We start from the raw sequence: 25,751 nt of genomic DNA, 5'->3' as shown, positions 1-25,751 counted from the left end.
AAGCCGCGCAGTTCAGATTGCTGCCGAAACCCGTCGAAACCGCAAAGCCGGAGAAGTCGGGGCAATCAAGGTGTAGTAATCAAGGTATAGTTATGGCGTTCTTGCATACACCGGCGCCGCCCTCGCTGGCAGCCCGGGGAAATCCACCCATCTAAGCCCCAATGTGGGGGTAGCAGAGCCGTTTGGCGAGGCCAAATCACAAATTGGCCTTGCGAAACCGCCCCGGCCCCTATAACTAGCCCGCATCATCCACATATTTCGTCCCACCCACAACGGAGCGACAGTCCATGGCTCGCGTCACCGTAGAAGATTGTATCGACAAGGTCGACAACCGGTTTGACCTGGTCCTGCTGGCCGCCCACCGTGCCCGCATGATTTCGTCCGGTTCACAACTAACGGTTGACCGCGATAACGACAAGAACCCTGTTGTGTCTTTGCGCGAAATTGCTGACACGACCATTTCGCCGGAGGACCTCCGCGAGGAGCTGGTGCACTCGCTCCAGAAGTTCGTCGAGGTCGACGAGCCCGAACCCGATACGGTGCCGCTGATCGGTTCCGCCGGCGCGAGCGTCGATGCCGACGATACCGAAGTTGCCGTTGAACGCATGACCGAAGAGGAGCTCCTGAAGGGCCTCGAAGGCCTCGCGCCGCCGGAGGAGCAGCCCGAGGAGGACGAGTAAATCGTCCCGTCGCAGTCGTCGACTTCTTGTGATCTTATCAAAGGCCCGAACCCGTGTTCGGGCCTTTGCTTTTGTTGGCGTTTTCGTGGTTACCATAGCGTCGTCGAATGGCGGCGCGCGCACAGTCACTGAATTGATCGAACGCGCGCGCGATCGGGGCTAAGATGTATACAACGGGCTGTCTGATGGTCCGTTTGAAGGCAGGACGGAATGGTGTATCGGCGTCGCAGACCAACGCAGATGCAGGCCGCAACCGAATCGGTTGCCGTGGCCCCGACTGCGCCGGTGGCGCGCCCGGCGAAGCCGCGCGCGCGCATGATGCGTCAATATGACCTCGTCGAGCGCGTCAGGTCCTATAATCCCAACACCAACGAAGACCTTCTGAACCGGGCCTATGTCTACGCCATGAAGGCGCACGGCTCGCAGACTCGCGCCTCCGGCGACCCGTATTTTTCGCACCCCCTCGAGGTGGCGGCGATTCTCACCGACCTCAAGCTCGACGATGCGACCATCGTGGCCGCACTGCTTCATGATACGATCGAGGACACCGAGGCGACGGGGGCCGAGATCGACCAGATCTTCGGGCCCGAGATCCGCGCTTTGGTCGAGGGCCTGACCAAGCTGAAGCGGCTGGAGCTGGTGTCGCGGGAGGCCAAGCAGGCCGAGAACCTGCGCAAACTGTTGCTGGCCATTGCTGACGACGTCCGCGTTCTCCTGGTGAAGCTCGCCGACCGCCTGCACAACATGCGCACGCTGGATTTCGTGCCGCCGGAATCGCGCCGGCGAATCGCCGAGGAGACGCTCGACATCTATGCGCCGCTCTCCGGCCGCATGGGCATGCAGGAAATGCGCGAGGAGCTGGAGGATTTGTCCTTCCGCACCCTCGATCCCGAGGCCTATTCGGTGGTGATGCAGAGGCTCGACGCGCTCGCCGAGCGCAACCGCAACCTGATCGGCGAGATCGAGGCGCAGCTCTCCAACAATCTGCGCCACCGCGGTCTCGGCGCACGGGTCTATGGCCGCCGCAAGAAGCCGTTTTCGATCTGGACCAAGATGGAGCGCAAGTCGGTCGGCTTCGAGCAATTGTCCGACATCTTTGGTTTTCGTGTCGTCGTGAACGACGTCGAGGCCTGCTATCGCGCGCTCGGCATCGTCCACACCACCTGGCCGGTCGTGCCCGGCCGTTTCAAGGACTACATCTCGACGCCGAAGCAGAACGACTACCGCTCGATCCACACCACCGTGATCGGCCCCGGCAACCAGCGCGTCGAGCTCCAGATCCGCACCGAGGCGATGGACCAGATCGCCGAGCGCGGCATCGCCGCGCACGTCTTCTACAAGGAAGACGTGGGTTCGCCGAACGAATTCCTCAAGCGCGAGTCCAATGCGTTCGCGTGGCTGCGCCACACCATCGGCATCCTCTCGGAGAGCGCCAACCCAGAGGAATTCCTCGAGCATACCAAGCTCGAGCTGTTCCACGACCAGGTGTTCTGCTTCACCCCGAAGGGCAAGCTGATCGCGCTGCCGCGCCATGCCAACGTGATCGACTTCGCCTATGCCGTGCATACCGACGTCGGCAACAGCGCGGTGGGCTGCAAGATCAACGGCAAGTTCGCGCCGCTGTCCTCGGAGCTCCAGAACGGCGACGAGGTCGAGGTCCTGACCTCGGAAGCGCAATCGGCGCCGCCTTCGGCCTGGGAATCGCTCGCGGTCACCGGCAAGGCGCGCGCCGCGATCCGCCGCGCCACGCGCACCGCCGTGCGCGATCAATATGCCGGTCTCGGCCGGCGCATCGTCGAGCGCCTGTTCGAGCGGGCCAAGATCGAATACGCCGACGACAAGCTCAAGGGCGCGTTGCCGCGGCTCGCGCGCGCCTCGATCGAGGACGTCATGGCGGCGGTCGGCCGCGGCGAGATCAAGGCCTCCGACGTCGCCCGCGCGATGTATCCCGATTACAAGGAGGAGCGCGTCGCGCGCTACGGGATCAAGAAGGGGCTCGCGGCCAAGCTCAAGGAGAAGGTGGTATCCGAGCCGCCGCGCAGCCCAGCCATCCCGATCCGCGGCATCAATTCGGACCTCCCGGTCAAGTTCGCGCCGAACGGCGGCGCCGTGCCCGGCGACCGCATCGTCGGCATCGTCACGCCGGGCGAGGGGATCACCATCTATCCGATCCAGTCGCCGGCCCTGAAGGATTTCGAGGAGGAGCCGGAGCGCTGGCTCGACGTGCGCTGGGACATCGAAGACTCCATGCCACAGCGCTTCCCGGCCCGCATCAGGGTCGAGAACGTCAACGAGCCCGGCGCGCTGGCGCAGATTGCGACCGTGATCGCCGAGCACGACGGTAACATCGACAACATCAGCATGCAGCGCCGCTCGCCCGATTTCACCGAGACGACGATCGATCTCGAAGTCTACGATCTGAAGCATCTGAGCGCGATCCTGGCGCAGTTGCGTGCGAAGGCAGTCGTTGCCCGCGTCGAACGTGTTAATGGATAGACGTCTTTCGTAGTCGTCTGTCTCCCCGATTTCGTGAGTCCTAAAATGCCCGCTCTTCCACTTCGCCTCGGCGTCAATGTCGATCATGTCGCGACCCTGCGTAACGCACGTGGCGGACGTAATCCCGATCCGGTGCGTGCGGCGCTGCTTGCGATCGAAGCTGGTGCCGACGGCATCACGGCGCATCTGCGCGAGGACCGCCGGCACATCCGCGACGATGACATGGCACGGCTGAAGGCGGAGATCTCCAAGCCGCTCAATTTCGAGATGGCGGCGACCGAGGACATGATGCGCATCTCGCTCGCCACCAGGCCGCATGCGGTGTGCCTTGTGCCCGAGCGCCGCCAGGAGGTGACGACCGAAGGCGGCCTCGACGTGGTTGGCCAGCACAACGCGCTCGCGCCCTATATTGCACGGCTGAACGACGCCGGCATCCGGGTGTCGCTGTTCATCGCCGCCGATCCCGCGCAGATCGAGACGGCGGCGCGGCTGCGCGCGCCCGTGATCGAGATCCACACCGGCGCCTGGTGTGACGCCGTGGTCGACGGCCACACTGAGAAGGCCGAGGCCGAATGGCAGCGGATCGGGGCGGGGGCCAAGCTCGCGAAGGCCGCGGGGCTTGAGGTTCATGCCGGGCATGGGCTGGACGATGCGACGGCGGAGCAAATTGCGGTGCTGCCCGAGATCATGGAGCTCAACATCGGTTACTACATGATCGGGGAAGCCCTGTTCGTCGGCCTTGCCGAGACGGTTCGCAGCATGCGCGCGGCGATGGACCGCGGCAGGATCCGCGCATGATCATCGGCATCGGCTCCGACCTGATCGACATTACCCGTGTCGCCAAGGTGATCGAGCGCCACGGCGAACGTTTCCTCGACCGCATCTTCACAGTAGCCGAGCGGGCCAAGGCGGAGCGCCGCGCCAAGAACGAGAAGATGGTGGTCGCAACCTATGCCAAGCGCTTCGCTGCCAAGGAGGCCTGCTCCAAGGCGCTTGGCACCGGTATCCGGAGCGGCGTCTGGTGGCGCGACATGGGGGTGGTCAACCTGCCGAGTGGGCGGCCGACCATGCGGCTGACCGGCGGCGCTTTGGCCCGGCTCCAGGCCCTGACGCCGGAGGGGTTCGAGGCACAGATCGACCTTTCGATCACCGACGACTGGCCGTTGGCGCAGGCCTTTGTCATCATTTCAGCCGTCCCCGCGACGAAACCCTGAGGGGATGCGGGTAATTTTTATAATTCATGTTATAAATCAATATCTTATACAGTTTTGATGCGATCCTTGATTGCGTGGCCCCCGACAACCGTCTAAAAGTCCGCGAACGCAAATCAGGCTGGGCGAATTCGGCTTTACGCCGGAATTGGCCCTCATTATCAGAATCAGGACAATCTCCTTGGGCCGCGAAGCGATGGGCTATTCGCGGGAGGGGGGCGCTCTGTGACCGCCGGCCGGAATTGAGAGAGCAATGAGCGTGACTTCGGGAACGAAAACTGAGAGCGGCGTCGGCGAAACGATCCGCGTCGTGATCCATGCTCTCCTGATCGCGCTGGTGATCCGCACCTTCCTGTTCCAGCCCTTCAACATCCCGTCCGGCTCGATGAAGGCGACCCTGCTGGTCGGCGATTACCTCTTCGTCTCCAAATATTCCTACGGCTACAGCCACTACTCGATCCCGTTCTCGCCGCCGCTGTTCTCGGGGCGGGTCTGGGGCTCGGACCCGAACCGCGGCGACATCGTCGTGTTTCGCCTGCCGAAGGAAGATTCCACCGACTACATCAAGCGCGTGATCGGCCTTCCCGGCGACCGCGTCCAGATGAGGGACGGGCTGCTCTACATCAACGACACCCCGGTCGAGCGGCAGCGCATGAGCGAGTATGTCGGCGAGGACCCCTGCGGCTCCGAGGGCGGCGGCATCTCTCGGGTGAAGCGCTGGAAGGAGACGCTGCCGAACGGCGTGTCCTACGAGACGCTGGATTGCGCCGACAACGGCTACATGGACAACACCAACGTCTACAATGTGCCGCCCGGCCACTTCTTCATGATGGGCGACAACCGCGACAACTCGACCGACAGCCGCTTCCTCGGCCAGGTCGGCTACGTGCCGCAGGAAAACCTGATCGGCCGCGCCCAGATGATCTTCTTCTCGATCGCCGAAGGCGAGCATGCCTGGATGTTCTGGCGCTGGCCGTGGGCGGTGCGCTGGAACCGCTTCTTCAAAATTGTCCGATGAAAGACGAAGCCAAGGACATCGCGACCCAACCGATAGAGGCGCAAGCGGGCCCTGACGGCGAAGCTGTTTCCAAGACGCCCGCGCGGAAGAGGCGGGCGAAGAGCAGCAAGGCCAAGGGCACGGACGCGAACGCCGCGCTCGAGGCGCGCATCGGCCACAGCTTCGCCGACCCGAACCTGCTGATGCAGGGGATCACGCACGTCTCGGCACTGAAATCCGGGCGCAAGCGCGGCGACAGCTATCAGCGGCTCGAATTTCTCGGTGACCACGTGCTCGGGCTGGTCGTCTCCGACATGCTCTATCACGCCTTCCCGAATGCCGACGAGGGCGAGCTGTCCAAGCGTCTTGCCGAGCTCGTGCGCAAGGAGAGCTGCGCCGATGTCGCCAAGTCGCTCGGTCTGCTCGACGACATCAAGCTGGGCTCGGTCGGCCCCAGCGCCGATGGCCGCCTGCGCAAGTCGATACTGGGCGATGTCTGCGAGGCCGTGATCGGCGCCATCTTCCTCGACGGCGGCCATGCGGCAGCGTCCGAGTTCGTCAAGCGCAACTGGACCGAGCGCATGCACAAGCCGCGGCGGCCGCTGCGCGATCCCAAGACCGTGCTGCAGGAATGGGCACAGGGGAAGGGATTGCCGACGCCGGTCTACCGCGAAGTCGAGCGCACCGGCCCGCACCACGATCCGCAATTCCGCGTCGCGGTCGACCTGCCGGGCCTTGCGCCGGCCGAAGGCATCGGCGGCAGCAAGCGCGCGGCAGAGAAGGTGGCGGCCTCAGTCATGATCGAACGCGAAGGTGTCGGCGGCAGCAATGACGGTTGAAGCAAGCGGCGAGACGCCCGCCGCGACGCGCTGCGGTTTCGTGGCGCTGATCGGCGCGCCCAATGTCGGCAAGTCCACGCTGGTCAATGCGCTGGTCGGGGCCAAGGTCACGATCGTCTCGCGCAAGGTGCAGACCACGCGCGCGCTGATCCGCGGCATCGTGATCGAGAACAACGCGCAGATCATCCTGGTCGATACGCCCGGCATCTTCTTGCCCAAGCGCCGGCTCGACCGCGCCATGGTCTCGACCGCCTGGAGCGGGGCGCATGACGCCGATCTTGTCTGCGTGCTGCTCGACGCCAAGAGCGGCATCGACGAGGAGGCCGAGGCGATCCTCACCAAGGCGGCGAGCGTCAATCACGAGAAGATTCTGGTGATCAACAAGGTCGATTTGGTCCAGCGCGAGAAGCTCCTGGCGCTGGCGCAGGCCGCCAACGAGCGCATGCCGTTCGTGAAAACCTTCATGATTTCGGCGATCTCGGGCGACGGCGTCGACGACATCCGCAGCACTCTCGCCGGGATGGTGCCGCCGGGCCCGTTCCTCTATCCCGAGGACCAGATGTCGGACGCGCCGATGCGACAGCTCGCGGCCGAGATCACCCGCGAAAAGATCTTTCGCAAGCTGCACCAGGAGTTGCCCTATCAGTCCACCGTCGAGACCGACAAGTGGGAGGAGCGCAAGGACAAGTCGGTGCGCATCGAGCAGACGGTCTTCGTCGAGCGCGAAAGCCAGCGCAAGATCGTGCTCGGCAAGGGCGGCGCCACCATCAAGTCGATCGGCGCGGACTCGCGCAAAGAGCTCGCCGAGATCCTGGGCGTGCCGGTGCATCTGTTCCTGTTCGTCAAGGTGCGCGAGAACTGGGGCGACGATCCCGATCGCTATCGCGAGATGGGCCTGGAATTCCCCAGGGAATAACCAAGAAAAGATCGGTATCCGATGAGCGTGCCCCGCAACGTCCGGCGCTTCGAAGCGCTGCTCTATGCATCGCTGATGCTGGATGCCCTATCGGTCGCGGTCCAGGACCGCACGCCGACAATTGAAATGACCGACCAGATGATCATGACGGCGACGCTGCTCGCCGGCGGAATGATTTCGCTGCTGGTCTATTTCGTTTGGCTCGCGGCGCATTGGCGGAAGAACTGGCCGCGCTGGGTGCTGGCGGCGGCGCTGGTGCTGTCGGTGATCTCGCTCGGCCAGATCATTGGCGAGAAGGGAATGGAGCTCGATAGCGCCATCGAGATCGTCTCCTGCGTGCTGACGACGGTGGGATTGTATTTTTCCTTCAGCGGCGATGCGCAGGGGTGGTTCAACGCCTAGCGTCATTCCGGGGTGACCTCGAAGAGGTGAACCCGGATTCTCGAGATTCCGGGTTCGATGCTTCGCGTCGCCCCGGAATGACGAGGAGAGAGCGCTGCGCTCCCGATTGGAATCCTGTAAACTTCCTCCCATGGAATGGACCGACGAAGGCATCGTGCTGGGGGTGCGGCGGCATGGCGAGAGCAGCGCCATCGTCGAGCTCTTGACGCGCGAGCACGGGCGGCATCTCGGCCTCGTGCGTGGCGGCGCCGGCTCGCGGATGCGTCCCCTGCTGCAACCCGGCAACAGCGTCAGTGCGGTGTGGCGCGCCCGGCTCGACGAGCATCTCGGCACCTACGCGATCGAGGGCCTCAAGCTGCGCGCCGCCACACTGCTGGCATCGTCCCACGGCGTCTACGGCGTCACCCATCTCGCCTCGGTTGCGCGGCTTCTTCCGGAGCGCGATCCACATCAGGAGATTTTTGCGCAGCTCGAACATTCGCTCGACGATTTCGACGACATCGGTGGCGCCGCCGTGCATGTGATCCATTTCGAGCTGGCGATGCTCGGCGAACTCGGTTTCGGGCTGGCGCTGGAAAATTGCGCGGTGACCGGGGAAACCGCTGACCTGATCTATGTTTCGCCCAAATCCGGCGGCGCGGTCTCGCGAACGGCGGGCGAGCCGTGGCGCGACCGGTTGCTGCGGCTGCCGCCGTTCCTGCGCCATGGCGAAGCCGCAAGCGAGCTCACGGACCAGGATCTCCAGGATGGCTTTCGACTCACCGGCCTGTTCCTGCTGCGCCACGTGTTGGAGCCGCGCGGACAGGGCCATTCCGACGCGCGAGCCGGCTTCATCAACGCACTGACGCGGCAACAGGCGAGGGCGGCGATTCCGGCGCCATGAACTGACTGCGCCTCTGCATTGCCCTAATGTCCCCCGGAACAAGATCGACCCGCCAACGTTGGCTTAGGTTCCACAACGGGGTCAGCCTAAATGTTGATCAGAGGATTTGCGCTATCAGCGGCGCTATTCGCGCTTGCGCCGGATGCGATAGCCGGCGAGCCGCAACCGGGCCTGTTTCGCCGTGCTTCCTGCACCGTCGTCAGGTACTATGTAGCGAAATATTCTGCTGTGGCCGCAGAGACATGGGCGCGGTCCCATGGCGCGACCGAGGCTGAGATCGAGGCTGCCCGCCGCTGCGTCGTCAATGCGCCGGCACCTGCACAGGCCAAAAACCAACCCGTGACCGCGGGCTGGGCGGGGCAATAGCCGCCCACAGGGAACCAATCGATCCTTGCCCGATTCGCTTCCACGGTTTAACCGGGCGGCATGGGAAAACGATTGATTCCGCCGGAGAAGCCGGCTGAAATTCACGAGGTACCGCTGCGGGACGCGCTGGAAGAGCGCTATCTCGCCTATGCGCTCTCCACGATCATGCACCGCGCGCTGCCGGATGCGCGTGACGGCCTGAAGCCGGTGCACAGGCGCATCCTCTACGGCATGCGCCTGCTCAGGCTCGACCCGGGTACGGCCTTCAAGAAATCCGCCAAGATCGTCGGTGACGTGATGGGCTCGTTCCATCCGCACGGTGACCAGGCGATTTACGACGCCATGGTGCGCCTCGCGCAGGATTTCTCCTCGCGCTATCCGCTGGTCGACGGCCAGGGCAATTTTGGCAACATCGACGGCGATAATCCGGCCGCCTACCGCTACACCGAAGCGCGCATGACCGACGTCGCGCGGCTGCTGCTCGAAGGCATCGACGAAGACGGCGTCGAATTCCGCCCCAATTACGACGGTCAGTCGAAAGAGCCCATCGTTCTGCCTGGCGGCTTCCCGAACCTGCTTGCCAACGGCGCGCAAGGCATTGCGGTCGGTATGGCGACTTCGATTCCGCCGCACAATGCGGCCGAGCTCTGCGACGCCGCGCTGCACCTGATCGAGAAGCCCGACGCCAAATCGAAATCGCTGCTGAAATGGGTCAAGGGGCCGGATTTCCCGACCGGCGGCATCATCGTCGATTCCAAGCAGGCGATCGCGGAGGCCTACACCACCGGCCGCGGATCCTTCCGCGTGCGCGCCAGGTGGGAGCAGGAGGAGGGCGCCCGCAACACCTGGGTGGTCGTGATCACCGAGATTCCATTTCTGGTGCAGAAGTCGCGTCTGGTCGAAAAGATCGCCGAGCTCCTGGATCAGAAGAAGCTGCCGCTGGTCGGCGATGTCAGGGATGAGTCCGCCGAAGACGTTCGTCTCGTGATCGAGCCGAAGTCGAAGAATGTCGATCCCGCCTTGATGATGGAATCGCTGTTCCGGCTGACCGAGCTGGAAAACAAGATCCCGCTGAACCTCAACGTGCTGATGAAAGGCCGCATCCCCAGGGTGGTCGGTCTTGCCGAAGCCCTGCGCGAATGGCTCGACCATCTGCGCGACGTGCTGATCCGCCGGACCAACTATCGCAAGGTCCAGATCGAGAACCGGCTGGAAGTTCTCGGCGGCCTTCTGATCGCCTATCTGAACCTCGACGAGGTGATCAGGATCATCCGCACCGCGGACGAGCCGAAGCCGGCGCTGATCAAGGCGTTCAAGCTGACCGAGGTGCAGGCCGAAGCCATCCTCAACATGCGGCTGCGCTCGTTGCGCAAGCTCGAGGAAATGGAGATCCGCACCGAGGACAAGAATCTCCGCAACGAGCTCAAGGGCGTCAACGCGCTCCTCGCTTCGGAGCCCGAGCAGTGGAAGAAGGTCGGCGAGCAGGTCGGCAAGGTCCGCGACATGTTCGGGCCGAAGACGCCGCTCGGCAAGCGCCGCACCACCTTTGCCGATGCGCCCGAGCACGATCTCGCGGCGATCGAGGAAGCCTTTGTCGAACGCGAGCCGGTCACCGTCGTCGTCTCCGACAAGGGCTGGATCCGCACCATGAAGGGACATGTCGAGGACCTCTCAGGCCTTACCTTCAAGCAGGACGACAAGCTCGGCCTCGCCTTCTTCGCCGAGACGACGTCGAAGCTGCTGCTGTTCGCCACCAACGGCAAGTTTTATTCGCTCGACGTCGCCAAGCTTCCGGGAGGGCGCGGTCACGGCGAGCCGATCCGCCTGTTCATCGACATGGAGCAGGAGGCAGCGCCGGTTGCGCTGTTCGTCAACAAGGGTGGACGAAAATTCCTGGTCGCGAGTCACGAGGGCCAGGGCTTCGTCGTCAACGAGGACGATTGCGTCGGCACCACCAAGAAGGGTAAGCAGGTTCTCAACGTCGACATGCCGAACGAGGCGCACGCGATCACGGAAGTGCTCGGCGACACGGTCGCGGTGATCGGCGAGAACCGCAAGATGCTGGTTTTCCCGCTCGACCAGGTGCCGGAGATGGCGCGCGGCCGCGGCGTGCGCCTGCAGAAATACAAGGAAGGCGGCCTGTCCGACATCGCGGTGTTCGACGCCAAGCCTGGCCTCACCTGGAAGGACTCTGCCGGCCGCGAATTCTCAGCGACCATGAAGGAGCTAGCCGAGTGGCAAGGCACTCGCGCCGACGCCGGCCGCCTGCCGCCCAAGGGATTTCCGAAGTCGAACAAGTTCGGGCGGGTGATCGGGTAGCTCAACTTTCAAACGGGAGGTGCGTCTTGCTGATTCGCAAATCGCGCACCTCCTAGCGTTTGATTACCTTTGTGCCGTTAATTGTAGCATTTCCCGCGGTCTGCTGTTGCCGTTTGAACACGCCGCAAGGCTTTCGCGATGGTTCGCTCAACGAGAGATAGCGAATCACGAATCACCGTGATTCCATTTGTGCTAGGATATTTTGGGAATTTCGTTGGGGACTGGGAATGGGGCTGGGATCGAACACGGTGTTGCGTACGCCGCGCTGCCTGCTTCTTTGTAGCGTCTCAATCATCGCATTGTCCGGTTCGGCGCTCGCGGCGGACTTGCCCGTGGTCAAGGCGCCGCCGGCGCTCTCCGCGTCCTGGGCGGGCTTCTATCTCGGTGTCCACGGCGGCTATGGCTGGGAGCGCGACGAGTTCTCACAATCGGAAGCGTTCGCGCTGGCGACGCCGCAATCGATCAACGGCATCCGCGGGAAAGGCGCCGTCTACGGCGCACAGGCCGGCTACAATTGGCAGTTCGGTCGCGCCGTCACCGGGCTCGAGTTCGATTTCTCGGCGACCGACATCAAGGGCAGCAACGCGGTCAGCCAACTCCTCGGCGGGACCGACGCGACGACCATCACCCTCAGCGAGAAGGTGCAATATCTCGGCAGCGTTCGCGGTCGCCTCGGCTGGCTGCCGGCCGATAACGTGCTGTTGTACGGGACCGCGGGCCTCGCCTGGGAGCGGCTCGACTCCACATCGCAGACACTGCAGACCTCGACGGCGCCGGTCAGTGCGACGCTGTCGTCCAGCCGCACGCCGACCGACAAGTTCGGCTGGGTCGCCGGCGCCGGCGTCGAGGCGATGCTGGGCAGCCCGAACTGGATCGGCCGCATCGAATATCTGCATTACGATTTCGGCCAGACCGCCGACTCCTCCGCGATCACCGCTGCGATCGGCCAGGTGAACTCGACGTCGGGGGCGCAGACCATCGACGTGGTTCGCGCCGGCGTGTCTTACAAGTTTGGCGAGCGGGCGCGTCTCGCGCCGGTGCCTTACGCCAAGGCGCCGGTGATGGCATCGGCGCGCAACGGCTGGGCCGGCTTCTACGCCGGTGCCCATGGCGGCTATGGCTGGGGCGATGATCCCGCGACCTTGCCGCTGCCGCTGCTCGACTTTGCACCGGACGGCGCGTTGACCGGCGCAAAGTCGCAAGGCTGGGTCGCGGGCGGCCAGTTCGGCCACAACTGGCAATATGATCGTGTGGTCGCCGGCCTCGAGGCCGACCTCAGCGCAGCCGACATCAAGGGCAGCACCTCGACGGCATCGATCGCGTTTCCTGGCTTCGCCTCGACGCTGAAGTTCGACGAGAAGGTGAAATATCTCGGTACCGTGCGCGGCCGTCTCGGCTGGACGCCGGTCGACACCATACTGCTGTATGGTACTGCCGGCCTCGCCTGGGAACGGCTGGAGATCACCCAGGTGCGGCAGGACACCACCGCGACGGGCATCACTACCACGCGGACGGACACACCGAGCGACCGCTTCGGCTGGGTTGCAGGTGCGGGGGGTGAGATGATGCTCGGCAGCAGCAACTGGATCGGGCGGCTGGAATATCTGCACTACGATTTCGGCCGCGTCCGTTCCGATTCAAGCCTGGTCGCCGTCTCGCCGCCGTTCACGAATTTTGCCGCGGCGACCTCGATCGGCCACCAGACCGTCGACCTCGTGCGCGCCGGCGTGTCCTACAAGTTCGGGCCGGACGCCGCCTTGCCCGTGTCTGCGCTAGCCTATGCCAAGGCCGGCCCCGCGCCATCACTGCAAAACTGGTCCGGTTTCTATCTTGGTGCCCATGGCGGCTATGGCTGGAAGCAGAACGATTTTTCGAACGGCTCGCTGCTTGGCGGGGTCACCATCGGCGATATCAGGTCGAAAGGCTGGCTCAGCGGCGGCCAGGCCGGCTACAACTGGCAGTATGCGAGCGTCGTTGCGGGTGTCGAGATCGACGGCAGCGCGACCGGCATCAAGGGCTCGACGCCAACCGTGCTCGCGGGCACCGTCAGCGACACGCTGTCGGACAACGTCAAATACATGGGCACGGTCCGCGGGCGTCTCGGCTGGACGCCATCAAGCGGCTGGCTGCTCTATGCGACCGGCGGTCTCGCGTTCGAGCGCGCGCACCGCATCGATGCCTCGGCCAACTCGGCCCCCAGCCCGGTCACGGCTGCCGTGATCGAGACGGCGCGCAATCATTTCGGGGTGGCCGCCGGCGCCGGTGTCGAGGCCTTCCTCGGCAATTCGAACTGGATCGGCCGCATCGAGTATCTGCACTACGATTTCGGCACGGTGGAAGCGACCACCAACATCGCCACCACCGAGCCCGGCGGCACGCCCGCTACCGATCGCGGCGGTCGGCAGACGATCGATACCGTTCGCGCCGGCCTGTCCTACAAATTCACGCCATAGAGCTCCGCTCAGATCACCAGTCGCAAGGTCACTGCCGCGACCGCAAATTGTCGTCACTGGCGATTTCTGTCTTGTGTTGCCATCTGACGCTGCGCCGTCGGGTCAAACCGGATCATAGCTCCGCCCGCATCGCGGAAACGCGCGGCAGGTAGTCGCCACGGCATGAGCGATTCCGTCGCGTGCGGCACGAACGTTGCTTTTAAGAATCGCCCGAGAAAACCCGTGTTTTCCGTGCACCGTTCTGATTTTTCCAAATCGCAAACGAACTCCCCAAATCGCAAAAAGGCACCAATGTCCAAACTGAAGGCATTCATTCCGGCGCTGTTCGGGCTCGCGCTGGTTGCCGCTCCGGCGCTCACGCCGGCGCATGCGGCAGGCAACCTCGTCGCGGTGCTTGAGGCGGAAATCGTCACGCTCGATCCGCATTTTTCCACGGCCTATATTTCGCGCACGTTTGGCTACATGGTGTTCGACACCCTGTTCGCGAAGGATGCCAAGGGCGACGTCAAGCCGCAGATGGTGCAGGACTGGAAAGTGTCGCCGGACGGGCTGACCTACAGTTTCACGCTGCGTGACGGCTTGAAGTGGCATGACGGCCAGCCGGTCACGGCAGCCGATTGCGTGGCGTCGCTGAGGCGCTGGGGCACCCGCAGCGCGCTCGGCCGTCGCATCTTCGCCGTTACGGCATCGCTCGAGCCGACCGACGCCAAGACTTTCGTGCTGACGCTGAAGGAGCCGTCCGGCCTCGTCATCGACGCCCTCGGAAATCCCGTCAGCCCGGTCGCCTTCATGATGCCCGAGCGCATTGCCAGGACGCCCGGCGACCAGCGCATCACCGAGATCGTCGGCTCCGGCCCGTTCGTCTACAACAAGGCCGATCACCGCACCGGCGACCGCATGATCCTAAAGAAATTCGCCGACTATTTGCCTCGCCCCGAACCCGCTGACTTCCTCGCCGGCGGCAAACGCGTCAACATCGACACGCTCGAAATCCGCGTCATCCCCGATGGCTCTACCGCCGCCTCGGCCCTGCAGAGCGGCGAAGTCGACTTCATGCAGTACGCACCGTTCGATCTCTTGCCGATGCTCGAGAAGAACCCTCGCGTGAAACTGGTCAATTTCACCGGCGGCAACATGTTCGCCGGCGCCTATCGCCTCAACGCCGCGTCGAAGCCGTTCGACGATCCGGCGATCCGGCGCGTGCTGTGGAAGCTGGTCGATCAGCACGAAGTGTTGGATGCGCTCGGCCTCGGCGCCAAATACGCAACGCCGTGTGCGACATACTTCACATGCGGCACCACCTATGACAGCAAGGCCGGCACCGAAGCTGCGGCGAGCCCGTCGGTCGAAGCGGCGCGTGCCGCCCTGAAGGCGACGAAATATGCGGGCGAACCGGTCGTCGTCATGCAGGCCAACGATCTCGAAGCCCCGCGCGTCTCGGCGCAGGTATTGGCCGAGCGGATGAAGCTTGTAGGGTTCAACGTCGATCTCCAGGTGATGGACTGGGCCACCGTGCTGGCGCGCCGCGCCAAGAAAGAGGGTTGGAGCGTGTATGGCGTTCACGCCGGCGGCTTCGATCTGGGCTCGCCGCTGACCAACGTCATGGTGGCATTCAATTGCGTCGACTTCACCGGCTGGCAGTGCGACCCGCGCATCACGCCGTTGATGGAAGCCTTCGCCAAAGCGCCTGCCGAAGAGGATCGCAAGAAGATCGCCGCGGAGATCCAGACCGTGATGTACGATCAGGCGCCGGCGATTCCGTGGGGCCAATTCGCCCAGCCGGCTGCCTATCGCGCCAATTGGCGTAATCTGATTCCGTCCGCCATCCCGGTTTTCTGGAACGTTGAGAAGTAACGCGATGTACGATGTCATTGTTGTCGGCGGCGGCTCTGCCGGCGCCGCTGTTGCGGCAAGGCTTTCCGAGGATCCCGCGAGGCGCGTCCTGCTGCTCGAAGCGGGGCTCGACTGGCGCGCCGACGAGGCGCCCTGGGAGGTGACGACGCCGAATCCCATACCGATCATCCACAAGCGCGAGTTCCAGGAAAAATGGCAGTGGCCCGATCTCCTGACGCGCCGCGTGGTGGGGCAGGAGCCGCGGTTCTACTGGCGCGGCAAGGGGCTCGGCGGCAGCTCGATGATGAACGGTCAGATCGCCATCCGCGGCGTGGCCGATGCGTTCGATGAATGGGCGGCCAATGGCTGCACCGGCTGGTCGGCCAAAGACGTGATGCCGTTGTTCTCGGTGATCGAGGATGATCTGGAATTCGGCGAGGTCGAAGGTCATGGACGCGGCGGCCCGTTGCCGGTTTATCGCGCGCCGCCCGAAAAATGGGGCCCGATCGATCGGGCCTTGCGCAATGCGGCGCTGGCCAGCGGCTATCCGTGGTGTGCCGACGTCAACGGTCCGGACGGCGAGGGGGTGGCCTGTTACCCGATCAACAGCCGCGACAGCCATCGCATCACGACCAATGAGGGTTATCTGGAGCCTGCACGCGGTCGCGCCAATCTGGAGATTCGCGGCAAGGTGTTGGTCGATCGCGTGGTGATCAAAGACGGCCGGGCGACCGGCGTCCGCGTTCATGTCGAGGGTCAGGGCACGAGCGAGATCAGCGCGCGCCAGATCGTGCTTTGCGCCGGCGCCATTCACAGCCCGGCGATCCTGCTGCGTTCGGGCATCGGACCGGCCGACGAGTTGAAGGCGATGGGCATTGCGGTCGAACAGGACCTGCCGGTCGGCCGGCACTTCTTCGACCACCCGCTGTTTCGCGCAACGATCGAGCTCCGCAAGGATCTCCGGCCCACCGATCCGGACACCCGCCACACCAATTGCTGCGTGACCTATTCCTCCGGCCTCGCTGGCGGCGGCAAGCGCGACATGATCCTGATCGCCTTCAACCACCGCGGCATCGGTGTACCCGGGGCCATCGGCGCCGGGCTGTTCAACGCCTATTCGCGCGGTTCGCTCAAGCTCGCCTCGATCGATCCCGGGGTCGATCCGATCGTCGAGGAGAACATGCTGGCCGATCCTCGCGACATGCAGCGCATGATCGATGCGGTGAAACGCCTGGCCGTGATCACCTCCCAGCCGGCGCTGGCCGGCATCGCCGACTGGATACGGCTGACCGACACCGATCTGACGCTGCCGCAAGCTGCGGCGCTGCCGGATCATGAGCTCGATGCGTTGCTGCGCCGTGAAACCGGAGATATCCAGCATGCCGCCGGCAGTTGCCGCATGACCGGCTTCAAGAATGCCGATGGCGTGGTCAATCCCGACGGCACGGTGAAGGGCATCGCGGGCTTACGCGTTGCCGACGCCTCGATCATGCCGTCGGACTGCCGGGCCAACACCCACTTCACGACCGTTGTGATCGGCGAGGCGATCGCGCGGATGATGATGCGCTAGCCGTCGCTTCGATTCACATTTCAAACAGCAGGCGAGAGTTCACATTCTCGCGGCGCATCTCGCCCGAGTTTTGCTCCATCGTATCACCCTTGTTGAAACAAGGGCGCAGGGAAGGCCGGGCGCCGGCTGGCACCCGCGATCCGTGCGCCACAGAAATGCACACGGGGTGGACCACAGGTTTCACCGGATCGCCCGGCCCTCCCTGCGCGGTGGTTTTAACGGTGTCCTTCGTGCTCTCCCCGGGGAGCGATGCACTATTGCCCCCGTCGGCTCGCGGATGACTGATGCGCGCGCCCGGTTGGGCCACCCACATCACCGCAAGACTTGACGCACAGGCTCCGGGCGTCAGGACCACACGACTTCTTCGTCCGCGTACGTCTTCGCAGGGACTTCGGGAGCTGGCGTGTGCTCGCGCCCGAAGCCATGCGAAGACGCTGTCAGCGCCGTGTCGTCGGCGCGAAGGCAATTGCTCACGGCCAAAGCCGCCCTGCAATGCCATGCGCGCCCGACGCCGTCGCGTCCATCGCACCCCAGCCCGCGGTTCGTGACGATCGCGATCCGCCCCTTGTCTCGGGCCAGGGTGCTCCGCTTGTACGATAAATCCGAATTTCGGTAAAGTGGAATATTTTTAGGAGTGGAGCTTGACAAGCGATGTGGCCGGGGCGGTCGCGGCTGTTTTGCCCGACGGGCAGTGGTCGACGGGGCGCTAGGCAACAACGCTCCCCCGAGCACACAGCCAGATGGATACAGACATCGGGCGAGCACTGAGCGAGTTGCTGTGCGCGAGTAAGGGCTGTTAGTATCGCGCCCATGCCGTTCGCTATTACACTTCGCTTAGACCCCATCAGCGCTGTTCCTATCGAGGCGATCTGGCGCAAGCTTGCGGTCGACGGAATCGATACCGATCGCTACCAACTTGGGTACGCCCCGCATATTACCCTTGCGATCTATCCGGACGAAACACCATTCAATAGGCTGCGCACCGCGCTTGAAGACACATCCCGAAATTGGCAAGCCCTCCCGATTGGCTTGAGCGGATTAGGTGCCTTTCCGGGTGACGGCACCGTTCTATGGGCCGTGCCGGTCGTGACGTTCGAGTTGCTTGCCCGGCATCAGGCCATACAAACTGCACTGCCCGATCTTAAGGTCGATGCGCATTATCGACCGGGAGCTTGGGTGCCCCACGTGACATTGTCGGGAGCTTTGCCTGATCCGGGGCCCGCTCTCATGGCTCTCCTATCAAGCTGGGAGCCAATCACAGGCTTTCTCGACCGGGTGGAATTGGTGCGTTTCCGTCCCGTCGAAGTGCTGTACAGCTCGGCGTGCGGTCTAAGCGTTTCATAACTCAAGATCTGGCTTCTTGGCCAAGGCTGCCACGCCAGCTTCAACGTCGCCTTCCGGTAGCAAGCCGGATGCGACGAACCTATGAGTAAGAGTCCTAAATCACCCCCGCCATCCGCAGCGCCACGCCGGCGGCGCAGCTGCCGGCGAGCACCGTGAGCATGCCGAGCTTGAAGCGGAAGATCGCGGTTGCGGCTGCGATCGACAGCAGCAGCGCCGGGACGTCGACGCTTGTCAGCACCGGCCTGTCAAAGGCGAGCAGGAAGCTGTGCACCGGCGCCGTCTCGCGGAACAGCGTGTGCAGCGCGAACCAGATCGAGAGGTTGAGGATCACGCCGACGACGGCGGCCGTGATCGCGCTGAGCGCGCCGCCAAGGCCGGTGTTGCCGCGCAGGCGTTCGATATAGGGCGCACCGACGAAGATCCAAAGGAAGCATGGCGTAAAGGTGACCCAGGTCGCCAGCAATCCGCCGAGCGTTGCCGCGAGCATCGGCGACAGCCCGCTTGGATCGCGGAAAGCCGCCATGAAGCCAACGAACTGGAGCACCATGATCAGCGGACCCGGCGTCGTCTCGGCCATGCCGAGGCCGTCGAGCATCTCGTGCGGCTTGAGCCAGTGATAGTGCTCGACCGCCTGCTGGGCGACGTAAGCCAGCACCGCATAGGCGCCGCCGAAGGTGACCAGCGCCATTTTTGAGAAGAACAGCGCGATCTGGCTGAACACGTTGGCCTCACCGAACGCAGCAAGAAGCGCGATCACCGGCACCAGCCAGAGCGCAAGCCATAGCGCGCCGACACGGATCGCACGCGCGGTGTCGGGACGGACGTGGTCGGGCACGGCTTCGCCGAGCATGCTGTCGACCACGGCGCTACTGCCGCCATTGCCGTGACCGGCGGGGGCAAATTCCGGACGACCGCTCCTTGCGCCGACATAGCCGATGATGCCGGCGGCGATGATGATGATCGGGAAGGGGACGGCGAAGAAGAAGATCGCGGCGAAGGCGATCGCGGCGATCGCGATCATGATGCGATTCTTCAGCGCGCGCTTGCCGACGCGCACCACGGCCTCGACGACGATGGCGAGCACGGCGGCCTTCAGCCCGAAGAACAGCGCCTCGACGAAGCTGACATTGCCGAAGGCGGCGTAGATGTAGCTCAGGCCCATGATGGCGATGATGCCGGGCAGGATGAAGAGCCCGCCGGCCATCAGCCCGCCGGCGGTACGGTGCATCAGCCAGCCGACATAGGTGGCGAGCTGCTGCGCCTCCGGGCCCGGCAATAGCATGCAGTAGTTCAGCGCATGCAGGAAACGGCCTTCGGAGATCCAGTTCTTCTCCTCGACCAGGATGCGGTGCATGACCGCGATCTGGCCGGCGGGCCCGCCAAAACTCAGGCAGGCGACGCGGAGCCAGACGCGGAAGGCTTCACTGAGGCTGATGCCGTGACCGGCATCAGCTCCTGCTGCGGTAGTACGGGTATCCATCACGCCTTCACCTTGTTGGTCGGCCAGTTGTGGGTCTCGGTGGTGGCGTCGCGGCACCAGCGGTAGAAGGCGTCGTAGAGATGCATGCCGGCCTCGAGCTGTTCGAGATCGTCGTCATACATGCGCGACAGCCCGAGCGAGGCCGCGAGCAGGCCGGGCGCCTCCGGCGCGAGGTCGGGCCTCGCAGTGTCGGCGCCGCGCACCAGCGTTGCGAGCCGAAGCAGGGACGGCGTGGCAATCCCGAGCTCCTCAACCATCACGTCGAAGGTGCAGAGCTCGCCGCGGTGGCTCCAGAACACATTTTCGATGTCGAAAGGCGCTGCGTTGAAGCGTTCGCCGACGGCGACCACTTCGGACGGCGCGACGAACAGGAACACCGCATTGGGATCGACGAAACGGCGGATCAGCCAGGGGCAGGCGATGCGGTCGACCTTGGGCCGCGCCCGCGTCACCCAGACGGTACGGCCCTTGGCGTCGCGCGGCGGCAGCTTGCGGGTGTCGAGCAGCGGCAGCTTTGCCGCTTTCCAGCCCTCGAAACCGCCCTCCAGGGTCTCGGCCTGCACGCCGAGCTGGCGGAGCCAGGCCGCGGTGCCCTGCGCGAGCTTTTCGCCGCGCAGGCAGGAAACGATCGCGGAACGGCCGGCGAATTCGCCGCCCCAGTCCGGAACGTTGCTGTGGCTGAGCTTGATCGAGCCGGGGATCAGTCGCGGGTCGGCGGCAAAATCCTCGTCCGTACGCACGTCGATCAGGGCAGGGGCGTTCGCCGTGCCGATCAGCCGTGCCAGTTTGTCAGATGATATCGTCGTGTAGGAAGACATGATGCGCCCTCGTAATAACAAACGGGACGCGATACTTGGGCATGTCGCCTCGTGGGGAGATCGCTCAAATCCCCATGAACGTCATTACAGCGAAACCGCGCCGACCTGTCAATCGGTTCATTCCCTCGATTTTGCCCGGACGTCCCGCAGGTCTATATTGCGGGTCAACGGACCAGACCTTCCGGAGAATTTCTGATGCATTCCCATTCCGTCGAACAATGGACCCATGACCACGCCTTCCTGGGCGAAAAGCACGACGAGAACGAGCGGCGCACCTGGCTGGTCGTCGTCCTGACCCTGGTCATGATGGTCGGTGAGATCGTCGCAGGCTCGCTGTTCGGCTCGATGGCGCTGCTCGCCGACGGCTGGCACATGGGGACGCATGCGGCAGCACTCGGCATCGCTGTGTTCGCCTACCGTTTCGCGCGCCGGCACCTGGGGAACGCGCATTTCACCTTCGGCACCGGCAAGTTCGGCGATCTCGCCGCCTTCTCCAGCGCGATAATTTTGGGATTGATCGCAGTCGGGATCGCCTATGAGAGCGTGCTGCGGCTGATCACGCCAGTGCCGATCGTCTATGGCGAGGCGATCGCGGTGGCGGCTCTCGGCCTATGCGTCAATCTCGCCAGCGCGTGGCTGTTGCGCGACAACCATGATCATCATCACGGCCATGATCACGGGCACAGCCATGCGCATCATGACCACGACGATCATGCCCATGATCACCACCATCACGACAACAATCTCCGCGCGGCCTACGTCCACGTCATGGCAGATGCCGCGACCTCGGTGCTGGCGATCGCGGCGCTCGCCGTCGCGATGTATTCGGGGTGGGCCTGGGCCGATCCCGCCGTCGGGCTGATCGGCAGCGCGGTGATCGCGAGCTGGGCATTCGGCCTGATCAGGAGCTCGGGCGCCGTGCTGCTCGACGTGCGTGCCGACGAGAAGCTGGAGCGGGTGATCCGCGCCCGCATCGAGGTGGGCGACGACCGCGTCACCGATCTGCATCTCTGGCAGGTCGGCCCCGGCCATTGCGCCGTGCTGGTCTCGGTGGTGTCGGACCAGCCGCAGCAGCCGGCGATCTACAAGCGGCGGCTGGCCGGCTTGGAGGGCTTAAGCCACGTCACGGTCGAGGTCGAAACGTGTCCGCATTGACGTAATCCGAGAGAGCGGAATTCTGTAGCGCGGCCGGGGTTGATCCTCGGTCGCAGCTTGCCCAAACGCTGCAAGGAGGGACCAAGAATGATGTCCAGGACCAAGCTCGCTCTCGCCGTCGTCACGCTCGCTCTGTCCAGCCATGCGGCGGTGGCGCAAGCGGACAAGACCGGCGTTGAAAAGCTCTACGTCCTGAATTGCGGGGAGGGCACCGCCGGCGACATCTCGCGCTGGACGCCCGGCCTGAACGAGGGCAAGACGATGGACTTCGTCGACACCTGCTACCTCATCAAGCACGCCAAGGGCTGGTTCCTGTGGGACACCGGGATCGCCGATGCGGTTGCCGCGATGCCGAACGGGCTTGCGCCCCCTGATCCCAAGGCCGTGACCTGGCGCCGGCCGAAGACGCTGCAGGCCCAGCTCGAGCAGCTCGGCGTCAAGCCGGATGACGTCAAGGCGATGGGGGTCTCGCACACGCACCCGGACCACACCGGCAATGTCGAATTATTCCCACAGGCCGTCCTCTATGTGCAGAAGGCCGAGTATGACTGGCCCGGCGCCAACAACGAGCCGCGCTTCAAGCCCTCGCATCCCGTCGAGCTGCTGTCGGGCGACAAGGACGTGTTCGGCGACGGCAGCATGATCCTCCTGTCGACGCCGGGTCACACGCCGGGACATCAATCGCTGCTGGTGAAACTGCCGAAGACCGGCGCGGTGGTGCTGTCCGGCGATGCCGTCCACTTCAGGGATAATTGGGACAACCGCCGTGTGCCCAGCATGAACACAAACAAAGAGCAAAGCGCGGCCTCGATGCAGAAGATCGCCGACACGCTCGGCAAGGAGAAGGCGCAGCTCTGGATCAACCACGACAAAGCCCAGCGCGACAGCCAGAAGATGTCGCCGGAGTTTTACGACTGACCAGTCGCGACGATCCTGCTGCCGCAACGCTGACAGCAGGGGCCCTGTGCGATTCTGCTCGGTGCGCGCTGGCCGCAGCGTTCCGACTGGCCGGCCGTGGCGCTGCTCGGAATCTGCCTTTTCGGCCTGTTCTTCATCGGAGAGCCGATCACGCCAAATCTCCTGATCGGGCTGGTTGCGGTGTTCGCAGGAATCTGGATTGCGACCGGCGAAACGAAGACGACGTCAGACTAGCTGCGCGGCGCCGTGATCGGCGGCGGTCCGCCCTCCGGGGTCTTCTTCGGCTTCAGCGTGCCGGCATAGAACGAGAGCAGCCAGACAAGGATGATGGCGAGAAGATAGACGCCCCAGGCCTGCGGCGGCGTGGTCGCCCAGCGCAGGAGGCCTTTCAATGTGCGGGGCGGGCCGGTGTCGTCACTCATGGTCCGCTTGTGCGCGAAAGCGATGGCGCGGTCAATCCGGCCGCCGCTCCGCGCGGATCAGGAACAGCGCCGCCAACGCCGAGAGGCTGAGTGCGGATGAGACGATCAACACCTTGGCTCCCATCACGTCGATGAGCAGGCCGAAGGCCAGCGGCGCCACCGCCTGCGCCATCCGCGCCGGCGCGCCGATGACGCCGAGGCGGTAGCCGAAATCCTTCGGGCCGAAGATCGACAGCGGCAGCGTGCCGCGCGCAATGGTCAGGATGCCGTTGCCCGAGCCGTGGAACAGCGCAAACGCGCTGGCCGCGGCGCCGCCGAAGATCGCTACGACCACTGCGCCGATCGGGTGGGTGAGGCAGGCAAGCCGGGTCGACCACAGCGGATGAAAACGGCTGAGGAAGCCCGCTTCGAGAATCCGCGCGGCGACCTGCGCCGGGCCGATCAGCGCGCCGGCCGCGATCGCCTCGACCGGCGTCGCGCCCGTTGTCTCCAGGATGCGCGGGAAATGCGCGGCCATCGCTCCGGTGACGGTCCAGACCGCGGCGAAGACGAAGGCGAGCAGGATCATGGTGCGGTCGAGCGGCACGTACGGCTTCTCGGCGGTGGCCGCGGCCTGCCTGGCGCCCTTGATCGCCGGAAGCATGAAGAAGTTGAGGGGCAGGCCGATCAGGATGTTGGCAGCAGCCCACGCGAAGCAGGTGTCCCGCCAGCCGATATGCGACAGGCCCCAGGCGGTGAGCGGCCAGCCGACGGTCGAGGCAAAGCCCGCCATCAGCGTGATGCCCGTGATCGAGCCGCGCGCCTCGGTGCCGTAGATGCGGCCGAGTGCGGCGAAGGCGGCATCGTAGAGTCCCATCGCCATGCCGATGCCAAGCACGAGCCAGGCCACCGCCATGACCATCACCGACTGTGAGAGGCCGAGCAGCACGAGGCCGGCGGCGATCGTCAGGTTGGAAGCTGACAGCACCTGGCGTCCACCGACGAGATCGATCTGCCGCCCGATGCGCGGGCCGAGCATCGCCGAGATCACGAGCGAGGCGGAGAACGCGCCAAAGATCCAGTTGGAGGAGACGCCTAGGTCCCGCGCCATGGGATCGGCGAGCAGCGCCGGCAAATAGTAGCTGGAGGCCCAGGCGAGCGTCTGCGTGGTGCCGAGTGCCAGGACGGTCGGAAGCTGTCGTCGGCTCATCTTGGCGCGATTCTGGTCTCGGTCGGCGGGGGTGTCATCAGCCGCATTTGCAGTCCGCAGCGGAAGCGCGTCAACAGCGTCCGCGACATATTTGACCTGTTGCGGGCGGGAGCCTTGATGGCGCACGGCCCGCGCCCCGCCTTTCGCTCGTCACGAATGCACGCCATAATGGCGTATGCAATTGACCTCGCGCCTCGCGCTGATGAACTGGCTGACCGGCCAGGGGCTGACGGGCCTTCCCGAAAACGAACTGCTGCGAGGGTTCTGCGAGCGCTGCCGGGCCGAGGGACTGGAACTCTCGCGCGGGCTCGTTGTCATCGACACGCTGCATCCGATCTATGAGGGGCGCGGCTTCCGCTGGAGCGATCGGCAGAGCAACGAGAGCGACGTGTTCGAGTACGGTTCGACCGCCGAGGGCGATGCGGCGAAAAGCTGGCGCCGCTCGGTGTTCTTCCACATGCTCGAGCACGGCGACGACGAGATGGTGATCGATCTTGCCGATGCGCCGTCACTGGATTTCTCGCAGATCGGCGAACTCGCCGAGAAGGGCCACCGCCACTACCTCGCTTTCGTGCATCGCTTCGGCGAGAACGGCGCGCTCGGCTTGATGGACTGCCTCTATTCCTGCTGGACCACGCGCCGCCCCGAAGGTTTTGGCGAAGCCGAGCTCGCCGCGATGCGCGACCTCGTGCCGGTGCTGGGGCTCGCGATCAAGTCGGCGCAGCAAGTCGACATCGCCCGCACGCTCGGCCGCGTCTATCTCGGCCGCGATGCCTCCGAGCAGGTGCTGCGCGGACGCATCTCGCGCGGTGTCACCGAGCGCATCAACACCGTGCTGTGGTATTCGGATCTGCGCGGCTCGACCGGGATCAGCGAGAGCATCGGCCCCGACGAGATTATCCCGTTCCTGAACGATTATGCACAAGCCGTGATCGATGCGATCCACGACGCCGGCGGCGACGTGTTGAAGCTGATCGGCGACGGTGTGCTCGCGATGTTCTGGGGCGAGGATATGGCGGATGCGCGGCGCGCCGCGCTTCGCGCTGAGCATCTTTCTCGCAAGAACGTCGCGGCGTTGAATGCGCGCCGGGAGGCCGATGGACGTCCAACCACATCGGCCTATATCGGCCTGCATGTCGGCGAGGTCTTTTACGGCAATATCGGCAGCGCGGACCGGCTGGACTTCACCGTGGTCGGCCCGACCGTGAACGAGGTTAGCCGTATTGCCTCGATGAGCCGCTCGGTCGATCGCGAGCTGCTGGCATCAGCCGAGTTCTACAAAGGGCTCGATGCCGCCGGCCGCCGCTACCTCGTCTCGACCGGCCGCTACGCGCTGCGCGGCATCGGCCGCGCGCAGGATCTCTACACGCTCGATCCGGAAGTCGACAGCAACGAACCGGTGATGGGAAGCTACGAGCGGTATTTGGCGGGGTAGCCTCGCTGCTCCCCCAATGTCGTCC

Annotated in this window: 24 protein-coding genes; 19 read left to right on the top strand and 5 right to left on the bottom strand. The window is 64.5% G+C overall.

The window, feature by feature from the left end:
- The first annotated feature begins 287 nt into the window (after positions 1-287).
- The 12 genes from rpoZ (at position 288) to IVB18_RS28750 (ending at position 13,562) form a co-directional block, all read left to right on the top strand.
- Entirely contained in the window at positions 288-680 is a 393-nt protein-coding gene (gene rpoZ, locus IVB18_RS28805) for a DNA-directed RNA polymerase subunit omega (RefSeq protein WP_008133017.1), read from the top strand.
- Between the two features lie 210 nt (positions 681-890).
- Positions 891-3,176 (top strand): bifunctional (p)ppGpp synthetase/guanosine-3',5'-bis(diphosphate) 3'-pyrophosphohydrolase, encoded by a 2,286-nt coding sequence (locus tag IVB18_RS28800; RefSeq protein ID WP_247983777.1) that lies wholly within the window; start codon positions 891-893, stop codon positions 3,174-3,176.
- A gap of 45 nt (positions 3,177-3,221) precedes the next feature.
- On the top strand, positions 3,222-3,974 hold the full coding sequence (locus tag IVB18_RS28795; RefSeq protein ID WP_247983776.1) for a pyridoxine 5'-phosphate synthase: 753 nt from the start codon (positions 3,222-3,224) through the stop codon (positions 3,972-3,974).
- A complete protein-coding gene (gene acpS / locus IVB18_RS28790) occupies positions 3,971-4,390 on the top strand; it encodes a holo-ACP synthase (protein WP_247983775.1) in 420 nt (139 codons plus the stop codon). The genes IVB18_RS28795 and acpS overlap by 4 nt, the downstream gene beginning before the upstream one ends.
- Before the next feature lie 250 nt (positions 4,391-4,640).
- Entirely contained in the window at positions 4,641-5,405 is a 765-nt protein-coding gene (gene lepB / locus IVB18_RS28785) for a signal peptidase I (protein WP_247983774.1), read from the top strand.
- The gene (gene rnc / locus IVB18_RS28780; protein WP_247983773.1) at positions 5,402-6,223 is read left to right on the top strand and encodes a ribonuclease III; all 822 of its coding nucleotides are present in this window, start codon (positions 5,402-5,404) and stop codon (positions 6,221-6,223) included. The genes lepB and rnc overlap by 4 nt, the downstream gene beginning before the upstream one ends.
- Entirely contained in the window at positions 6,213-7,139 is a 927-nt protein-coding gene (era, locus tag IVB18_RS28775) for a GTPase Era (protein ID WP_247983772.1), read from the top strand. Before rnc ends, era begins: the two co-directional genes overlap by 11 nt.
- A 21-nt stretch (positions 7,140-7,160) precedes the next feature.
- Positions 7,161-7,541: a hypothetical protein gene (locus IVB18_RS28770; RefSeq protein ID WP_247983771.1), complete on the top strand. Its 381-nt coding sequence runs from the start codon at positions 7,161-7,163 to the stop codon at positions 7,539-7,541.
- 130 nt (positions 7,542-7,671) lie between these two features.
- Positions 7,672-8,424 (top strand): DNA repair protein RecO, encoded by a 753-nt coding sequence (gene recO, locus IVB18_RS28765; protein WP_247983770.1) that lies wholly within the window; start codon positions 7,672-7,674, stop codon positions 8,422-8,424.
- Between the two features lie 90 nt (positions 8,425-8,514).
- Complete coding sequence (locus tag IVB18_RS28760) at positions 8,515-8,790, top strand: hypothetical protein (protein ID WP_247983769.1); 276 nt, start codon at positions 8,515-8,517, stop codon at positions 8,788-8,790.
- A gap of 60 nt (positions 8,791-8,850) precedes the next feature.
- A complete protein-coding gene (gene parC / locus IVB18_RS28755) occupies positions 8,851-11,109 on the top strand; it encodes a DNA topoisomerase IV subunit A (protein ID WP_247983768.1) in 2,259 nt (752 codons plus the stop codon).
- A 227-nt stretch (positions 11,110-11,336) separates the two neighbouring features.
- Positions 11,337-13,562, top strand: a complete 2,226-nt coding sequence (locus IVB18_RS28750) for a hypothetical protein (RefSeq protein ID WP_247983767.1) — start codon at positions 11,337-11,339, stop codon at positions 13,560-13,562.
- Between the two features lie 53 nt (positions 13,563-13,615).
- Here IVB18_RS28750 and IVB18_RS28745 read toward each other — a convergent pair whose 3' ends face one another.
- Positions 13,616-13,876, bottom strand: coding sequence for a hypothetical protein (locus IVB18_RS28745; protein ID WP_247983766.1), 261 nt, complete (start codon positions 13,874-13,876; stop codon positions 13,616-13,618).
- Between IVB18_RS28745 and IVB18_RS28740 the strand changes: the two genes are divergently transcribed.
- The 3 genes from IVB18_RS28740 (at position 13,854) to IVB18_RS28730 (ending at position 18,309) form a co-directional block, all read left to right on the top strand.
- Entirely contained in the window at positions 13,854-15,416 is a 1,563-nt protein-coding gene (locus IVB18_RS28740; RefSeq protein ID WP_247983765.1) for an ABC transporter substrate-binding protein, read from the top strand. The genes IVB18_RS28745 and IVB18_RS28740 overlap by 23 nt on opposite strands.
- Positions 15,417-15,420: 4 nt before the next feature.
- The gene (locus IVB18_RS28735; protein WP_247983764.1) at positions 15,421-16,965 is read left to right on the top strand and encodes a GMC family oxidoreductase N-terminal domain-containing protein; all 1,545 of its coding nucleotides are present in this window, start codon (positions 15,421-15,423) and stop codon (positions 16,963-16,965) included.
- 810 nt (positions 16,966-17,775) lie between these two features.
- A complete protein-coding gene (locus tag IVB18_RS28730; protein WP_247983763.1) occupies positions 17,776-18,309 on the top strand; it encodes a 2'-5' RNA ligase family protein in 534 nt (177 codons plus the stop codon).
- 94 nt (positions 18,310-18,403) lie between these two features.
- Here the strand turns inward: IVB18_RS28730 and chrA are convergent, their stop codons facing one another.
- Both chrA and IVB18_RS28720 read right to left on the bottom strand, forming a co-directional pair.
- A complete protein-coding gene (gene chrA / locus IVB18_RS28725; protein WP_247983762.1) occupies positions 18,404-19,789 on the bottom strand; it encodes a chromate efflux transporter in 1,386 nt (461 codons plus the stop codon).
- The gene (locus IVB18_RS28720; protein ID WP_247983761.1) at positions 19,789-20,607 is read right to left on the bottom strand and encodes a chromate resistance protein ChrB domain-containing protein; all 819 of its coding nucleotides are present in this window, start codon (positions 20,605-20,607) and stop codon (positions 19,789-19,791) included. The genes chrA and IVB18_RS28720 overlap by 1 nt, the downstream gene beginning before the upstream one ends.
- A 195-nt stretch (positions 20,608-20,802) precedes the next feature.
- On the opposite strand from IVB18_RS28720, the gene dmeF reads away from it, so the two are divergent.
- The 3 genes from dmeF (at position 20,803) to IVB18_RS28705 (ending at position 22,914) form a co-directional block, all read left to right on the top strand.
- Positions 20,803-21,762, top strand: a complete 960-nt coding sequence (gene dmeF / locus IVB18_RS28715; protein WP_247983760.1) for a CDF family Co(II)/Ni(II) efflux transporter DmeF — start codon at positions 20,803-20,805, stop codon at positions 21,760-21,762.
- Positions 21,763-21,849: 87 nt separating this feature from the next.
- Positions 21,850-22,680 (top strand): N-acyl homoserine lactonase family protein, encoded by an 831-nt coding sequence (locus IVB18_RS28710; protein WP_247983759.1) that lies wholly within the window; start codon positions 21,850-21,852, stop codon positions 22,678-22,680.
- A gap of 96 nt (positions 22,681-22,776) precedes the next feature.
- A complete protein-coding gene (locus IVB18_RS28705) occupies positions 22,777-22,914 on the top strand; it encodes a hypothetical protein (RefSeq protein ID WP_247983758.1) in 138 nt (45 codons plus the stop codon).
- Here the strand turns inward: IVB18_RS28705 and IVB18_RS28700 are convergent.
- Positions 22,911-23,102, bottom strand: a complete 192-nt coding sequence (locus IVB18_RS28700; RefSeq protein ID WP_247983757.1) for a hypothetical protein — start codon at positions 23,100-23,102, stop codon at positions 22,911-22,913. The two genes, IVB18_RS28705 and IVB18_RS28700, sit on opposite strands and share 4 nt — an antisense overlap.
- A gap of 31 nt (positions 23,103-23,133) precedes the next feature.
- Positions 23,134-24,291, bottom strand: a complete 1,158-nt coding sequence (locus IVB18_RS28695; RefSeq protein WP_247983756.1) for an MFS transporter — start codon at positions 24,289-24,291, stop codon at positions 23,134-23,136.
- A gap of 175 nt (positions 24,292-24,466) precedes the next feature.
- On the opposite strand from IVB18_RS28695, the gene IVB18_RS28690 reads away from it, so the two are divergent.
- On the top strand, positions 24,467-25,726 hold the full coding sequence (locus IVB18_RS28690; protein WP_247983755.1) for an adenylate/guanylate cyclase domain-containing protein: 1,260 nt from the start codon (positions 24,467-24,469) through the stop codon (positions 25,724-25,726).
- Positions 25,727-25,751: the final 25 nt, after the last annotated feature.

It is taken from the genome of Bradyrhizobium sp. 186 (assembly GCF_023101685.1).
Taxonomy (GTDB): Bacteria; Pseudomonadota; Alphaproteobacteria; order Rhizobiales; family Xanthobacteraceae; genus Bradyrhizobium.
Note: the sequence above shows the minus strand (reverse complement) of the source record. Positions and strands in the feature narration are given on the sequence as shown.

Excerpts from the sequence above, each read along its gene's own strand:
- chrA (WP_247983762.1), bottom strand. The coding sequence starts at position 19,789 with ATGGATACCCGTACTACCGCAGCAGGAGCTGATGCCGGTCACGGCATC.
- IVB18_RS28800 (WP_247983777.1), top strand. The coding sequence starts at position 891 with ATGGTGTATCGGCGTCGCAGACCAACGCAGATGCAGGCCGCAACCGAA.
- IVB18_RS28740 (WP_247983765.1), top strand. The coding sequence starts at position 13,854 with ATGTCCAAACTGAAGGCATTCATTCCGGCGCTGTTCGGGCTCGCGCTG.
- IVB18_RS28760 (WP_247983769.1), top strand. The coding sequence starts at position 8,515 with ATGTTGATCAGAGGATTTGCGCTATCAGCGGCGCTATTCGCGCTTGCG.
- IVB18_RS28710 (WP_247983759.1), top strand. The coding sequence starts at position 21,850 with ATGATGTCCAGGACCAAGCTCGCTCTCGCCGTCGTCACGCTCGCTCTG.
- dmeF (WP_247983760.1), top strand. The coding sequence starts at position 20,803 with ATGCATTCCCATTCCGTCGAACAATGGACCCATGACCACGCCTTCCTG.
- IVB18_RS28795 (WP_247983776.1), top strand. The coding sequence starts at position 3,222 with ATGCCCGCTCTTCCACTTCGCCTCGGCGTCAATGTCGATCATGTCGCG.
- IVB18_RS28700 (WP_247983757.1), bottom strand. The coding sequence starts at position 23,102 with ATGAGTGACGACACCGGCCCGCCCCGCACATTGAAAGGCCTCCTGCGC.
- parC (WP_247983768.1), top strand. The coding sequence starts at position 8,851 with ATGGGAAAACGATTGATTCCGCCGGAGAAGCCGGCTGAAATTCACGAG.
- era (WP_247983772.1), top strand. The coding sequence starts at position 6,213 with ATGACGGTTGAAGCAAGCGGCGAGACGCCCGCCGCGACGCGCTGCGGT.
- lepB (WP_247983774.1), top strand. The coding sequence starts at position 4,641 with ATGAGCGTGACTTCGGGAACGAAAACTGAGAGCGGCGTCGGCGAAACG.
- IVB18_RS28745 (WP_247983766.1), bottom strand. The coding sequence starts at position 13,876 with ATGAATGCCTTCAGTTTGGACATTGGTGCCTTTTTGCGATTTGGGGAG.
- rnc (WP_247983773.1), top strand. The coding sequence starts at position 5,402 with ATGAAAGACGAAGCCAAGGACATCGCGACCCAACCGATAGAGGCGCAA.
- rpoZ (WP_008133017.1), top strand. The coding sequence starts at position 288 with ATGGCTCGCGTCACCGTAGAAGATTGTATCGACAAGGTCGACAACCGG.
- recO (WP_247983770.1), top strand. The coding sequence starts at position 7,672 with ATGGAATGGACCGACGAAGGCATCGTGCTGGGGGTGCGGCGGCATGGC.
- acpS (WP_247983775.1), top strand. The coding sequence starts at position 3,971 with ATGATCATCGGCATCGGCTCCGACCTGATCGACATTACCCGTGTCGCC.
- IVB18_RS28690 (WP_247983755.1), top strand. The coding sequence starts at position 24,467 with ATGCAATTGACCTCGCGCCTCGCGCTGATGAACTGGCTGACCGGCCAG.
- IVB18_RS28695 (WP_247983756.1), bottom strand. The coding sequence starts at position 24,291 with ATGAGCCGACGACAGCTTCCGACCGTCCTGGCACTCGGCACCACGCAG.
- IVB18_RS28730 (WP_247983763.1), top strand. The coding sequence starts at position 17,776 with ATGCCGTTCGCTATTACACTTCGCTTAGACCCCATCAGCGCTGTTCCT.
- IVB18_RS28770 (WP_247983771.1), top strand. The coding sequence starts at position 7,161 with ATGAGCGTGCCCCGCAACGTCCGGCGCTTCGAAGCGCTGCTCTATGCA.
- IVB18_RS28735 (WP_247983764.1), top strand. The coding sequence starts at position 15,421 with ATGTACGATGTCATTGTTGTCGGCGGCGGCTCTGCCGGCGCCGCTGTT.
- IVB18_RS28720 (WP_247983761.1), bottom strand. The coding sequence starts at position 20,607 with ATGTCTTCCTACACGACGATATCATCTGACAAACTGGCACGGCTGATC.
- IVB18_RS28750 (WP_247983767.1), top strand. The coding sequence starts at position 11,337 with ATGGGGCTGGGATCGAACACGGTGTTGCGTACGCCGCGCTGCCTGCTT.